At 71.3% G+C, this 13,876-nt stretch carries 11 protein-coding genes; all 11 read right to left on the bottom strand.

Going from position 1 to position 13,876, the window contains the following annotated elements:
* On the bottom strand, positions 1-1,350 hold a 1,350-nt coding region (locus ITP53_RS07200; RefSeq protein WP_195894511.1), incomplete at its 3' end, for a lantibiotic dehydratase.
* 115 nt (positions 1,351-1,465) lie between these two features.
* The gene (locus tag ITP53_RS07205) at positions 1,466-1,627 is read right to left on the bottom strand and encodes a thiomuracin/GE37468 family thiazolyl RiPP peptide (protein ID WP_195894512.1); all 162 of its coding nucleotides are present in this window, start codon (positions 1,625-1,627) and stop codon (positions 1,466-1,468) included.
* A 123-nt stretch (positions 1,628-1,750) separates the two neighbouring features.
* Positions 1,751-2,983 (bottom strand): coproporphyrinogen-III oxidase family protein, encoded by a 1,233-nt coding sequence (locus tag ITP53_RS07210; RefSeq protein WP_195894513.1) that lies wholly within the window; start codon positions 2,981-2,983, stop codon positions 1,751-1,753.
* A 27-nt stretch (positions 2,984-3,010) separates the two neighbouring features.
* Positions 3,011-4,129, bottom strand: a complete 1,119-nt coding sequence (locus ITP53_RS07215; RefSeq protein WP_195894514.1) for a methyltransferase — start codon at positions 4,127-4,129, stop codon at positions 3,011-3,013.
* 38 nt (positions 4,130-4,167) lie between these two features.
* Complete coding sequence (locus ITP53_RS07220; protein WP_195894515.1) at positions 4,168-4,776, bottom strand: DUF5969 family protein; 609 nt, start codon at positions 4,774-4,776, stop codon at positions 4,168-4,170.
* A gap of 155 nt (positions 4,777-4,931) precedes the next feature.
* On the bottom strand, positions 4,932-5,969 hold the full coding sequence (locus ITP53_RS60130) for a cytochrome P450 (protein WP_195894516.1): 1,038 nt from the start codon (positions 5,967-5,969) through the stop codon (positions 4,932-4,934).
* Positions 5,966-8,353 carry a lantibiotic dehydratase gene (locus ITP53_RS07230; RefSeq protein ID WP_195894517.1) on the bottom strand — a complete coding sequence of 796 codons (2,388 nt, stop codon included), beginning with the start codon at positions 8,351-8,353 and terminating at the stop codon, positions 5,966-5,968. Before ITP53_RS07230 ends, ITP53_RS60130 begins: the two co-directional genes overlap by 4 nt.
* A complete protein-coding gene (locus ITP53_RS07235; protein WP_195894518.1) occupies positions 8,350-10,299 on the bottom strand; it encodes a TOMM precursor leader peptide-binding protein in 1,950 nt (649 codons plus the stop codon). The genes ITP53_RS07230 and ITP53_RS07235 overlap by 4 nt, the downstream gene beginning before the upstream one ends.
* Positions 10,300-10,301: 2 nt before the next feature.
* Positions 10,302-11,030, bottom strand: coding sequence for a TetR/AcrR family transcriptional regulator (locus ITP53_RS07240; RefSeq protein ID WP_328814224.1), 729 nt, complete (start codon positions 11,028-11,030; stop codon positions 10,302-10,304).
* Positions 11,031-11,483: 453 nt separating this feature from the next.
* On the bottom strand, positions 11,484-11,807 hold the full coding sequence (locus ITP53_RS07245; protein WP_195894520.1) for a hypothetical protein: 324 nt from the start codon (positions 11,805-11,807) through the stop codon (positions 11,484-11,486).
* Complete coding sequence (locus ITP53_RS07250) at positions 11,807-13,870, bottom strand: PrsW family glutamic-type intramembrane protease (protein WP_195894521.1); 2,064 nt, start codon at positions 13,868-13,870, stop codon at positions 11,807-11,809. Before ITP53_RS07250 ends, ITP53_RS07245 begins: the two co-directional genes overlap by 1 nt.
* Positions 13,871-13,876: the final 6 nt, after the last annotated feature.

Consider the following 13,876-nt stretch of genomic DNA (forward strand, 5'->3'; position numbering starts at 1 on the left):
CGCCCCCGCCAGCTCCCCCAACTCAGCCCGCAACCCAACACTCAACGCCCCCGGCGCCGCCACAGCTCCCTCCGCCCCCGGCCTCGCGGACACTTCCGATCCCAGCCCCGTAGGCACCTCGGGCTGCGGCCCTGTGGCCACCTCCGGTCCCGTCCCCGTGGACGGCTCACCCAGCTCGGATGCCGCCAGCCACCGCGCCCAGGAACCGAAAGGATCGGGGTCGTCATCGGTGACCGGCGCGCAGGGCACCAGCAGCCGCGCCGCCACCAGCCGCGCGACAAACCGCCTCGCCTCGCCAAGCTCCGCCCCGGCCTCGGCGAGCAACTCAGCAAGGCGGGGCACGGTGTACCGAGAAGCCGTGGCGAGGCGTAGGCAGAGGTCTACGGCGGGGGCGCGGCGGCTCGTGACGATTCGCTCCCCCGGTCCCTCGCGGACGTACAGGAGCGCGCCGGGGATCTCGGTCAGGCTCGGGTTGGGGCGCACCGGCAGCCGGTCCGCCAGGCGCGGGTCGGCGAGCAATGCATCGCGCACGGCATCGAGGAACGCCCCCGGCAACTCGCTGACTGCGGTCGGGTCCAACGCGCCAAGGTCATCACCAGGCCGACCAATGAGCGCGCCCCGCTCGTCACCCGTCGAGCCGGTGAGCGCACCCTGAGCATCACCAGACCAGCCGGTGAGCGGGCTCGGGGCGTCACCCGTCCGGCCGGCATCCGGGGCGTCAGCCGACCAGCCGGTGAGTGGTTCGTTGGGCCAGGTGGTGAGGGCGCTGACCATGAAGGAGCCGAAGGGGCTGGTCTTGGCTGAGGCGCGGGCGAGGTATTTGACGAGCCGGAGCACCTTGCCCTGCCGGGGTGGGCGGTCGGGGTCCGCGAGCCAGCGGTCGAGCGTGCCGGACAGTTCCTCGCCGGACAGCAGCAGTCCGCGCCGGAACACCGGGTCGGCGCAGGCGGCGCGGATGCGGTCGAGCGCGTCAGTGCGTTCTTTGGCCAGCACGCCGGCCAACTCGGCACGCCGTTCGTCCCAGTGGCGGCGCGCCCGCATCCAGGCGGCGACGCGTTCGGCCACGGGCTCAGGCAGGGGGCACAGCGCGAGCAGCCGCGCGGACGGGGGACGGTGGCCGGGGGCGAGTGCGCGCCGCAGCCCGACCAGCGCGGCTCGGGCGGTCCCAGCACGGCCGATCAGCTCGAACAGGACGTCGGACAGGGCGGCGGCCTCGGCGGCGAGGCGGCGGCTCTCCACGGTCAGGTGGGTGACGAGCTCAGCGGTGTGCGGCAGACGCAGGTCGGCGAGCACGGCGGCGGGCAGCCCCGCGCTACGGACCACGATCTCGCGGCCTACCTCCACCCGCATCTCCCTCCACATCTCTCTTTCACTCGAACAAAACGCCGCCCGGACAAGGGACAGAGGGCAAAGAACAAAGAAGGCGGAGCGCCGCCGGCCAAGGGACGGCGGCGCTCCAGGGCTGCTACGCGGACGGGCTGCAGGAACAGCAGAAGCCGCATACGCAGTTACACGAGGCACCGACCTCGGGCATCCCGTGCCCGGCGGTGAGTGACTCGACTTCCATGCCGCTGTCGGCCATCTCGAAGACATCCATGGGCAGGTCGTCGAGGTTCAGCTCCGCCATTTCATCTCCTTTCGTTGTGTCGTCCTTTTTCCTTCACGACCCCGCGGCGGTCGACCGGCCACACCCTCCCCACGGAGGAAGGGCACACGGAATCGCAAAGACCTGGGTGAGAGCAGGGCGGGGCTATGCGCCTAACTGCTCGGTCGCGGCGTACAGGTCGACGCTGTTCATGGTGATGTAGGCCGCGGCCATGTCGTCGCGGTGCAGGCGGATGCCGCGCGAGTCGACGATCAGGCGGCCGCGCCTGTTGACCTGTTCGAGCATCCGCCGCACGGCGGGCTCCTCGCAGGCCGCCCGCAACGAGCGGCCGGTACGCAGCTGGAACGTACGCGCGTCCATGCCGTCCACGGTCGTCAGCGCCTGGGCCAGGAAGTGCAGCGTCAGGTGCGGCGACGACGCGGGGATGTCGGAGTCGAACCGCTGCGGCGCCGCGCTGAACCGGTGCAGAGAGCCCCGGTCGTTCAGCAGGAAACGGGTCCCGATGAGGGAGTTGGCGCCGGAGCCGAACCCGATCCAGTCCATGGTGAGCTTGTAGTAGACCTCGTCGGACTCGCAGCGGGGTCCGCCGAAGTAGGCGGTGGCGTACTCGTCGAAGCCGTACTGCGCGAGCAGGTCGCGGGCGTGGGCGTAGGAGCGCTGCTGCTCGTCCACGTCGATCCGGCTGGTGCCGCGCCGCACCTGCTTGCGCATCACGGTCCCGTCCGTCGGCCGGTACGGGTAGACGGAGAAGTGGTTGACCGGCAACGTGACCGCCCGCCGGATCGTACGGGAGACCTCGTCGACTTCCTGCCCGGGAAACCCGACGATCAGGTCGATGTTGATGTTGCCGAACCCGGCCGCCGCGGCCATCTCCACCGCGCGCACGGCCTGCTCGGCGGAGTGTACGCGGCCGATGCGGCGCAGCCGCTCGTCGTCGAAAGACTGCACCCCGATGCTGATCCGGTTGAACCCGGCCGCACGGAACACCTTCAGCTTGTCCGGGTCCATGGACTCCGGGCTGCCCTCGATGGTGGCCTCGGTGAGACCGTCGAGGTCGAAGCGCGACGACAAAGCCCCGGTCACGGACTCGATCTCGTCGATGGTGAGGATGCTGGCCGTGCCGCCACCCCAGTACATGATCTCCGGCCGGTAGCCGTAGTCGTTCAGCGTGGGCGCGTGCGTCTCGATCTGCTCGACCAGCGCGGCGACGTAACGCTGCCGCGGCGAGGAGTCGGGCGTGAGCCGCAGGTCCGCGAGCGGGACCTCGGTCACCCAGTCGCAGAAGTGGCACTTGGAGTTGCAGAACGGCACGTTCACGTAGATCAGCAACGGCTGCCCGGCGACCGTGCCGCCCGGTCCGCGCAGTGTGGTGGACATGGCGATCCCGTCAGGTCGGTGAAGAGGTCAGACGAACCAGACCTCGGCGGAGCGTTGGGTGGCCGAGACGTCCGCGAGCCGCGCCGAGCCGCCGCCGCGCCGCGCGTGCAGCTCGTAGAACGCCACGTGCGAGCCGCCGAGCTCCGCGTAGTCGGCGGCGTAGCGCTCCTGCAGGTCCTCGGCGCTCTCGCCGGAGATCGCGCTCGACATCAGCGACATGCTGCGCAGGAACGACGAGCCGTGGTGCGCCTCTACGTGCGCGGTGACGGTCAGCAGCACGTCGAAGTCGTGCTTGGCGGCCCAGTCGCCGAGCCCGTCCATGACGACGGGCACGTAGCCGTCGCTCAGCACGCAGCCGACGATGCGGCAGGCGCCGCGGCCGGACAGGTGCTCGGGCAGGCCGTCGAGAATCGTCCAGGAGATGTCGAAGCCGTCGCGGCCTCCGTCGCCGACGAACGCGAACTGCACGTCCTCCGGGACCGGCAGCAGCGGCGGGTTCGACACGATGTCGTCGAAGACCTCGCCGGGCACGACGTCGTAGAGGCTGCCGAGCCGGACCTCCATCCGGCCGGAGAGGTCGTTCATGGCGATGTTGGTGCGGCACAGCGCGGCCGCGACCGGGTTGATCTCGACCGCGGTGACGCGCGCGCTGCGGGCCGACGCCGTGAGCGCCTGCACGCCCGGCCCGGCGCACAGGTCGAGCGCGTGGCCGCCGGGGTGAGTGACCATGCGGTGGACCAGGGCGAGTGAGTCGTCGCCGAAGTACATGGTGGGCGACGGGTGGGGGCGCTGGCACCACAACCACTGGCCCATGGGGCGCAGCAGGATGAGGTTGGGCAGCCACACGCCGCCCTGGCCCGTCTGCACGAGGCCCGCGGACGCGAGCCCGGGGATGACGGCGGCGACGCGGGGCGGGAGGTCGTCCTGCGGCACCGCGCGGCCGAGCAGGAACAGCTCCATCAGCGTGCGCAGCGGGCCGTCGATCTTCGCGGTGGTCTGCGCCCAGATGTGCGCCTGCGCCTTGTGCGGCAGGAAACACGTGAGGATGTCGCCGTAGCCGCTGCGGTCGAGCGCGGCGGCCAGCTCCCTGAGGTCGGCGGCGACGGCCGACTCGTCGATGTCTACTTCGAGCGCGCTGCTGAGCATCCCGTACTCCGTGGGTGTCTTGAGGTTGGTGCGGGCGGCTAGCGCACGACCGCGGCGACGATCTCGCGGTCCGCGCCGTCGGTCCTGGTGTGCAGGTCGAATTCGACGCCGCGGTAGTGTGACCGGTTCACGGTGATGCCCTCGCCTGCGCTCACGTCCTCGACGACGGTGCCCGGGTCGAGCACGACGCGCTTGAGCAGCGTGCGCTGGTAGAACGTGGAGAGGTAACGCTCGCCGAGCCGCGCCGACAACTCGCTGGTCGAGTAGCCGGAGTAAATGCGCAGCCGGCCGCCCGGCGCCGTGCCGCCGCCGCCCGCGTGAAACGGGTTGGGCTGCACTTTCCTGGCGATTTCCCCGCGATTCGCGATCGCGGTGACGCCACCACTCTCGGAAATCCGGAAGGAGATATTGGGCCCCGCTGGCGGTTGCGGATCCGCGCCGATCTCACACAATTCAATCATCGAATGTACGGTCGCCAGCCAGGCTTCACCGCTCAGCGCCGCCAATTTATCGGCGAATGCCTGGAATGCCGCCGGGCGGTCGAACGCCTGGTCAACACCGGCCGTACGCAGGGCTTTCCCGGGATCTTCCCGAAGCTCGGCCGCCACCGCCGGGTCATTGTCGACCCTCCGCAGATATGCGGACAAAACGCGAATCCTGCTGCGATAGTCGTGTTCTGTCGACACAGTGCTACCCCCGAATGCGTTTCGCTGCTCTCTCATTCGAGAGTATGCGCAAGGTAATGAATCGGGCAAGGAATCCATACTCGCTGACCAGATCCGTGTTTTCGGTTTCCTGTCCACTACACCCGGATCGGAATTGCCGCAAGGGGACTCACCGACAACTCCTCACACGTTCTCCTGAGATTTTCCGCGTCGACCGCGAGCCGCAGGCCGGGCGCGTGCTCGGCCAGCGCCTTGAGCGCCGCCCGTAGCTCCATCCGGGCGAGCGCCATGCCCAGGCACGCGTGCGGGCCGCGGCCGAACGCCAGGTGCCGGCCGGTGCGCGCACCCGCCGGCCGGTCCGGGTCGCGGTTGGCCGCCGCGATCGACGGGACCACCAGCGCGCCCGCGGGAAGCCGCCGCCCGCCCAGGTCCACGGGCTCCGTGGTACGCCGCAACAGCGTCCGGTCGCCCGGCGGCGCCAGGCGGAGCGTCTCCTCGACCACCTCCGAGATCCGCGCGGGGTCGCCGGCCAGCCGCGGCAGGGGTTCCGCCAGCGCGGCCAGCAGGCAGTAGCCCAGCGCGGCCACCACCGCCGCGTGCCCGCCGAAGATGATGTTGCACACCACGGCCAGCGTCTCCTCGTCCACCTGGCGCCGCAGCCGCCGGTGCAACTCGGTGAAGGCCGCGGCCCGCTCCCCGTCCGGCACCCGCGCGAGCGTGAGCACGGTGGCCATGGGGTCCAGGTCCTGGTGGGGCAGGCCGACCAGTTGCCCGACGAACAGGGCGAGCACCCGGTGCGAGAACGGCTCCGCGAACGCGCTCAAGAACTCCGCCTCCACCGGAATGCCCTGCGCCAGATCGGAGGCGGCGGCCTCGGCGGCCGGCCGCAGCCGTTCGACACCGGCCGCCCCGGTGTGCGCCACGACGAGCCTGCGCAGCCTGGCGTGTTCGGGCGGGTCCGTGTTGAGCAGGATGCCGCCGTCGTCCTGGGTCGCCGCCGCCGCGCGGCTGAAGCGCGGGTCGGCCAGTACGGCCACCACGTCGGCGTAGCGCGTCACCAGCCAGGCCGGGCCGTACGGCGACCCGACCTCGGCCACCGGGCACTTCTCGCGGAGGTGTTCGTAGCCGGGGTGCACGCCGAGCGGATGCGGGCGCCTGAGCGGGTACTGCGTCACCGGTCTCCCACCTCGATCGCGAGCTCCACGGCCTGGTCGCCGTCGGGCAGAGCCTCTGTGACCTCCAGGTCGCCTGGCGCCCGCTCGACCAGCCTTCCGAACTCCAGCACCGACGGCCACGCGCCGAAGTCCACGAACACGGGTTTGCGCCGCCGGTCGAACGCCAGCCGGTCCCTGCTCACCTGCCGTTCGCGTACGCGGACGAAGCAGCGGCGCGGGATGCCGGTGCGGCGCGCCCACGCGTGGAGGTCGACGAGGTGCCCGGCGTCGTCGGTGCCCCGCCTCGGCACGTTGTCGCGGTTGACCGTCCACTGTGCCCTGGCGACGGTGACGCGGCCGAGGTCGATCCTGGGGCCGCAGGATCGCGGGATCGCGGGCAGCGTCGGGTGCGTCAGGTGGGTGGTGCCGAACCCCTCGACGAGCAGCCGCGCCAGCGGCGGGAGCAGCGTCTCCGACATCATGCCCCCGTGTACGGGCACGACCGTCCGGCCCGCCCGCGGCCACCACAGATCAGCGACTCCGTGTACGGGGTCGTGGCGGACTTCGAGCTCGGTGAGCGGGATCCGGCGCTCGGGCGGCGCCTGGCCCACCGCGCCCGGATAGTCGAGCTCCCAGCCCGTGGCGGGGGCGTGCAGGTTCAGGCTGTGTCCGAAGGTGCCGGGCAGTTCCGCCGCGAGGTAGCCGCGGGGGGCGGGGGCAGGGTGGTGGCCCAGGAGCCGGGTCCAGCGGGCGGTGCCGCGACCGTGACCGCCGTGCGCGGCGTTGAGCACCAGCCTGAGACCGTCCTCGGCGTGGTACGGCTGCACGTAGCAGGTGACCGGACCGGGATCCCGCACCCACGCGGGCAGTACGTCCTGCGCCGCCCGCCCCTGGCCGAGTGCCTCGATCGACCGGGTACGCAGGTCGCGCAGCCGGCGCAGGCGCGGGTCGGGGGCGCCCGCGAGCGGGTCGGGATGCTCCAGGAAGTCCGGGTGGAGCGGGGATCCCGGCGGGGCGGCCGCGACGGCGGCGTACACGACGAGCAGCGGGGTCCGGGACCCGGGACCTGACAGGTCGCGAACATGATCCGCCAGGGCGAGCCGAAGCGGCAACATCGGATCGTGCACGGCCAGCCAGCGGCGGACCAACTCCAGATCGGCCAGCGCGGGCCGCCACTCAGGCAGCGCACACACGACGGGCGCCCCGAGAGCCGACTCACGCAGCACCCGGCGACGCAGGTCTGCCGGCGCCATGACAGGCAGCCCCAGTTCAGGCAACGCGTCGGTGATACCGCGAACCGCCCCGCCGCATCCCGCCGTAACCGGATCACCGTTGCCAAGGGTCTCAGCCGCCCGATCCAACGCCTCCTGAATCCGGCGCAACGGCCCGCCCGGCCCGACCAGCAGGGTGGCTGAGTTGGTCCAGTTGGCGAGGGTGGCGAAGGGGCGGAGGGACTGGCCGGGTACTGGGGGGGTCGCCTCCATTAGGCCGCCGCGTAGCAGGCCGGACAGGACCCTGTCGGCGTGGGACGGGTCGTCACCGGCGAGTTTGGCGGCCACCACGTCCCACCGGGCGCCCTCCTCGGTCCGCAGCAGCTCGACGAGGGCGTCCAGCGCCGGGGTGCGCTGGAGCGTGCGCATGCGCCCGTCCTGGCCGGGGAACACCACCTGCTCCCCCGACACGTACGCGGCCGGCGACAGCCGTACCACCCGGGCGGCGGCGAGCTCGGGCCGGCGCGGCAACACCGACTCCACCAGCGACCGCAGCCCCACGTCGGCCTCCACCACGACGGTCGGCGGCACGTCCGGGACCCGCCAGGCGGCACCCCCCTCGGCCCACTCGACCAGGTGGACACTCGTGAACGTGCTGAACGGACTGGTCTTGGCGGCCACGCGGGTGACGTAGCGGAGCAGGCTCGCCAGGGTCGCCGCGCGGGGCCGCCGCCCGGGGTCGGCGAGCCACTTCTCCAGGTCCGCCGAGAGGTCCGGGCTGGCGTGCGCGAGCCCGTGCCGCACCGCCGGGGCGGCGGCCAGGTCCCGTACCTCGTCCCAGGCCGCCCGCGCCTCGTTCGCGAGTACGCCGGGCAACGCCTCACGGGCGCGGGCCCGTTCCTCCCACAACGAGATCCACTCGCGTACGGGATCGGTGAGCGCGGCGGGCAGCACCTCGGTGCGCTTGGGACGGCGCAGGCCGTGCAGGTCCCGCCGGATCGCCACGAGGGCGGGTTTGTGTGCGCCCGCTGTGCCGATGACGTCGTACAGGGCGTCGGACAGCACCTCGGAGCGGCGGGTCAGCTCGTCGGTGAGGGACACGACGCGGGCGGCCAGCTCGGTGGCGCCGGGGCAGGCCAGGGCGTCCAGGGCGGACAGCGGGAGCCCGGCGACCCGGGCGACCGCGCGGTTCACGGGAACGGGTGGGGGTCGGGGTTCAGGTCGTGGTGGCCGCGCATCCGCGTGCCGCGGTGGTGTACCACGGCCGGGTCGAGCAGCCGGGGCAGGCCCCAGGTGCGGCGGTTCTGCTCGCCGAACGTCATCGGGACCGTGCCGGGCACGAGCACCTTCACACAGCGCAGCCCGCCCGCGCGGTGTTCGGGGGTGGTCAGGTCGACCACGACCACGTCGAGGCCGGTGCGCGCGAGCCGGTCTATCAGGAAGGTCAGGTCGACGGTGAGGTCGTCGTGCCCGAACCCGTCGGGTGGAGGGGGGAACGCGACTCGTTCCGTGCTCTCGGTGAGGAAGGACAGCCGCTCGGCCGCCGAGCGTACCCCGTACACGAGGTAGTGGTCGATCATCGAGCGCACCTGGCCGCCGTCCGCGGCCAGCAGCCGGGCGCGGGCGGCGTGCTCGGGGAAGTGGTCGCGTACGGTCGGCACCATGGGGGCGAGCTCGGCCAGCGCGCCCGCGGCGGCGGGTTCGAGGCCGGGGCCGGCGGCGGCGGCGCTGATCGTGGCCGGCTCGCCGGACGGGGTGCGGGCCAGCGCCCACACGCACGGCACGCCGTGGTCGGGCGTGATGTCGTAACACTCGACGAGGTAGCCGGTCTCGGCGGTGATGGCGGCGGCGACCAACGGAATCCCGGGGTCGCGAGCCGTGCCGAGGTCAATGCGGGGCGCGCGGGCGCGTGTGTACCAGGTCAGCAGGAACGCGTCCCGCTCCAGGACCTCCAGCAGACCATGGAATATCGCCTCCTCCAGACACGATCCAAGGGCGCACCCGTTGGCAAGCTCATAACAAAACGGCCGGTCGTCGGCGCCCGGCCGCCCGTGCCAGTCGTTGGCATCCGAGTGGCCGTAGTGGACGTTGTGTTCTGGTACCAGGACTGGGCCGCCGGTGGCGAACGAGTGGGCCCATAGCCAGCGGCACACCGCGTCCGGCGTGAAGGGTCGGTACGGGAGGTCCGGCAGTGCGTAGTGTGCGGGCGGGTGCAGGCCGAGCGAGCGCGGATCCACCGCGCGCTCCCGTACGGACGCGTAGCCGGCGCGCACGGTGGAGCGCCGGCCGCCGGGGCCGATCGCGCCGTACCGCTCCAGGGCTTCGAGCAGTGCGATGGCCGCGCTGCGGCGGTAGCTGCGGGAACGGCCGAAGCCCGGTTCGAACGCCGTCTTGCCGCGCAGCCGGATCGGCGCGCCAGCGACGGCGAGCGAGCCGAGCGCGGCCGGGTTGACGGAGTTCACCAGACCGGTGTGGTCGTCGACGTAGGTGCGGGTCAGCCGGTCGAGCTCGTGCTCGGCGTCCCACACGCGGTGCCGTCCTGGCTCGGGTTTGGGCCGCGGCGCGAGGGTGACCCGCGCAAGCCCGGGTTCGTCGTCGGGCAACCCACCACACCAGGGGCAGAACGGATCCGGCAGGAACGAGTGCGCCCGCACGTCCAGATCGGCAAGGTCGACCAGCAAAATCCCCGCACACCCAGCCGACAAGTCCGAACCAAGCCCGGCCGACACGTTCGCGACGAGCCTGGTCGACACGTTCGCGACGAGTGTGGCCACTATGTCCAGGGCCGCTGGGGTGAGTAGGGGTGAGGGCGTGCTGGACAGACGTTCGCCGTGCCGGAGCCAGACCGTGGCGCGTTCGGCCGAGCGGGTGGCGGCGCGGTGTATGCGCAGGCTCAGGCACTCGGAGCAGCCGGGCTCGCCCGGCCGTTCCAGCGGCCCGATGCGGACGTGTCCCAGCTCGGCGACCACCGGCAGCACCGGGCGGCCGGTGGCCCGCGCGGTGGCGAGGGCGGAGGCGAGCACGGCGGGGTCCGGCGTGTCCGAGACCGCCAGCGCCGGTGCGGGATCGAGCCCGGCGGCCACCTCCGCGAGCCGGTCCGCGAGCATGGTCGAACCCGGATGGGCGAGTGCGTGAGCCACGGCTACAGCGCCACAGAAGGCTCGGACCGCAGCGTCTCGTCGGGCTCCATGAACTCCTTGAACGCCTCGAACACCTCGGCCGCCGCGCCGCAGATCCGCTCGGCCTCGGGCACCCCGCCGGGTTCGAACGCCCGCCGCACGGTCACCGTGACCACCCGCGACAACGCGGCGCAGCGTGTCTCGTCCAAAGGTTTCGTCTGCACCGAGCAAGTCATTCCACGCAGAATCTCGAGAATCGCTTTTCGCATTATGCGGGGATCGACGTCGGGGCAGAGAAGACAGTTCCGCCGCAACGCGAACAGGTAGCGATCCATTAATTCATCGGTGTCCGCGATGCGGGCCCGAAGAATGGCCGACTTGGCGGGTCTCAGCGTGCCGAGAGTGGCCCGGTCGTCAATCAGTAACGCCTGCAGCAGCGGCCTGTCGGCGATCAACCGCAACAGGTTGACCGCCGTCCGGTGGGCCAGCACCTCGGCAGGATCGCGCCTGACGTGCTCGACGACCCTGCAGGTGACCTCCGTGAACTCGCGGTCCAGCGCGTCGTAGAAGATCTCGTCTTTCGTGTTCCAGTGCAGGTAGACGCTGCTTTTGGAGACGCCGGCACGACTGGCGATCTCCTCGACGGTCACCCGCCGGTACCCTCGTTGGCTCAGCAACTCCGCGGACGCCTCGACGATACGATCCACTCGCTCGACGTTGCGACGCGGCGCCGTCACGCGATGTCCCGCCACATCCGTGGCCAGCCACAGGTGCGGATACGGCTGCTCATCACTCCCCCTGACGAAACGACAGCACGTCGTAAAAGGATCAGCAAATTTTTGTCACACTAACCAGGGCCTGTTGAGGGTGTCAAGGAGAAACCGGGCCGGTCACGGGGTGCGAGGGCGCCGATATCCCAGCTCAATAGCCTGACTGAGATTTTTACGACACGGGCTCATATTGGTCAGCGAACACCCGCGAACCGGATGCGCGACCCCGCCACGGCCGGGCGACGCGGGTGCGCGACCCGCGCCGACCGGGAGACGCGGGTGCGCGACCTCGTCAGGGAGTTCGTCGAGGTCGTTACGGCGCTGGGTGAGAGCGTGGCCGCGCGTTCGTCTTCGGTGACGGCCAGTGTTCCTCCTGCAGCCAGTTCACCAGTTCCCGGTAACCGGGCGCGGTCGCGCTTGAATCTCTTCGTGTGTTCAAGGGTCGGAGAGCTCCCGTGCGAGTTGGGCGAGGCCGCCGAGGTAGTTCAGGACCTCTTGCCGTTCGGGGACAGTGTCGGGGAGGGTGGCCGTCGCGGTGGGGACGAGGTCGTCGCGCAGCTTGCGCAGGACCGTCGCCCGCAGGGTCACGGGCAGGCGATCGAGGTCCAGCAGGCCCAGGTTCTCCCGGAGGATCTCGTCCACGGCCGCCGTCAGCCGCGGGTCGTCCACCTCTCGCGCGATGAACCGTACGGTCCAGTCGAAGAGCCAGCCGGCTGATGTCCAGACCTTGTCCGGGGACAGGCCAATCGTTCCGGCCATCATTCACCTACCAAGAAGACCCGCGGGCCGAGTTTCTGGATGAACTCACGTACCTTCGCCACCTGCTCAGGCGCGAACTTGCTCACGTCCACCGGAACATAGTCCACCTTCTGCAGGTGTTCCTTGATGGCTTGTTGCAACCTCGGCCACTGCTGGTCGAAGTACTGGCCGGGGAAGTTGCCCACCGCGTCATAGGTGGCGCCCTTTCTGTCCACCCAGTCCGCCCCCACGTGCTTGGAGCGCGTGAGGGTGATGCCGAGCTGCTGTTCGACCCGTTGCGCGGTTTCCATCTCGCTTTGCCGGAATGTTCCGGTAGCCGGATCCTGGCCGAGCTCACGCAGGCGCGCCTGCTCGCCGCTGGGCGAGCCGCCACCGTCGCCACCGTCGCCGCCGCTCTCGGGGGTGGCCTGCGCGAGCAGGACGCCGGTGAGGCCGAGCGCCTCCAGTGCGACGAAGCCGGCGGTGACGGTGGGTACGACGACCAGCCCGCCACCGGCCACGGCCACCACACCCGCCGGTGGGAAGAAGACGAACCCTGCCAGGAGCAGCGCGAGCCCGCCGTACATCAGGAGGTCGTTCAGGGCGTTGAGCACGTGTGCGTTGGAGATGACGTGCTCGCCGGGACGGACGCCCGTGATCCAGGCGGCGCAGGACAGGATGCCGAGCACCATCGTTCCCGCTCCGGTGAGCAGGCGTAACTGCGTCTTGGTGGCGCGCTCGGTCAGGGGCTCGCGCCAGGCCGCGGGAAGCGCCCGGGCGGCGGTCACGAGCTGCCACGCCACCAGCGCCAGTCCGATCCCGGACAAGGCCAGCAGGACAGGGAACACCACCTCCCCAGCCAGCGCCTGCTGCGCACCGCCCCAGCCCGGGGTGGTGCCGAGCAGGAAATATGTCAGCACGGGGAGGGCGAGGGCCGCCCAGATCAGCACCTTCCAGTGCCGGTGACGGCGGCGCGCCCCGCCGGAGCGGCGCCGCGCCAGACCGGAGCGCAAACCGGCCGCGCGCCAGGACATGAAAGCGGGGCTCGCCTCCATCCGCGCGCGTACGGCGTACGCCATCTCACGTTCCGCGGCGCCGTCCGCGTACCAGGTCCCACCCGCGTAGCAGGCGGTGCGGCGGAGCAGCATGAATCGGTGGGCGACCATCGTGGTGTACGGCGGGCGGATCATGGCATACCTGCCCAAGGCGGCCAGGGCCGACAGCCCACCGGGCGGCTCCCCCGCCAGTAGCAGACCGGGGTTCGCCCCCTTACCCCGCCGCAGGACCCTGCCGTCGGACCAGACCGCCAACCCGAGAGCCAGCAACGGCCAGACCCCCAGCATCGGCTCGACCGTGACGAACGGCAGCACGAGCGCGGCCCCGGCACTGTCACGCTCGCCGAACGGCACGTCGAAGTTGTGCGCGGCATGCGCGGCGGAGACGAGCACCAGGGGCAGCAGCCCGAGCAGGCGTACGGGTCCGCGCCGGCGCAACAGCAGCCCCACGCCGAAGCCGGCCAGCGCCGACCAGGCGATATGGAAACCCGTGTCAGGGCCGGCCGGAGTGAGCTCCGACACGGAGTAAGGCGCCGGCAGCCAGGAGACCAAGGACTGTTCGATCCCCGGGATGTACGGCGGTCTGAGGCCGCTGGGCACCACCCACCCGTCCGGGAGGGCAAGGGCGGTCCCGGCTCGGCCGGCGTTGTAGAGCAGCGCCTCCATCAGCCCGAATCCGGCGCCCAGCGCGGCGCCCACGAGCAGGTGGTCCGTGAGCCGCCACTGCGCCCTGGCCCGCCGCCGGCAACCGATGACCAGGAGCGGCGCCATCTTGATGACCTCTTCGAGGACCGGATGGAGCGTGTGGCCGGCGATCGGCACGATGTCGCCGAGGCTGTCGCCGGTGAGCGCGGACAGGGTGCGGGTGTAGGCGAGCTGCAGGAGTACGGTGATCATCGCGCAGCCGTACATGCCCGCGCCTATGGCCAGCGCGAGCGTGCCGAGTCGTACGGTACGGGTTCCCCAGCCAAGGACGGCGAGTTGGAGCACGCCGTAGCAGGTGGCGAACACCATGAGCAGGGCCAGCATCGCACC

The organism is Nonomuraea cypriaca, assembly GCF_015645445.1.
Lineage (GTDB): Bacteria > Actinomycetota > Actinomycetes > Streptosporangiales > Streptosporangiaceae > Nonomuraea > Nonomuraea cypriaca.

What these genes read in the sequence shown, in the direction of transcription:
- ITP53_RS07205 (WP_195894512.1), bottom strand. Translation starts at nt 1,627, where the DNA reads ATGGCGGAGCTGAACCTCGACGACCTGCCCATGGATGTCTTCGAGATG.
- ITP53_RS07210 (WP_195894513.1), bottom strand. Translation starts at nt 2,983, where the DNA reads ATGTCCACCACACTGCGCGGACCGGGCGGCACGGTCGCCGGGCAGCCG.
- ITP53_RS07215 (WP_195894514.1), bottom strand. Translation starts at nt 4,129, where the DNA reads ATGCTCAGCAGCGCGCTCGAAGTAGACATCGACGAGTCGGCCGTCGCC.
- ITP53_RS07245 (WP_195894520.1), bottom strand. Translation starts at nt 11,807, where the DNA reads ATGGCCGGAACGATTGGCCTGTCCCCGGACAAGGTCTGGACATCAGCC.
- ITP53_RS07250 (WP_195894521.1), bottom strand. Translation starts at nt 13,870, where the DNA reads ATGCTGGCCCTGCTCATGGTGTTCGCCACCTGCTACGGCGTGCTCCAA.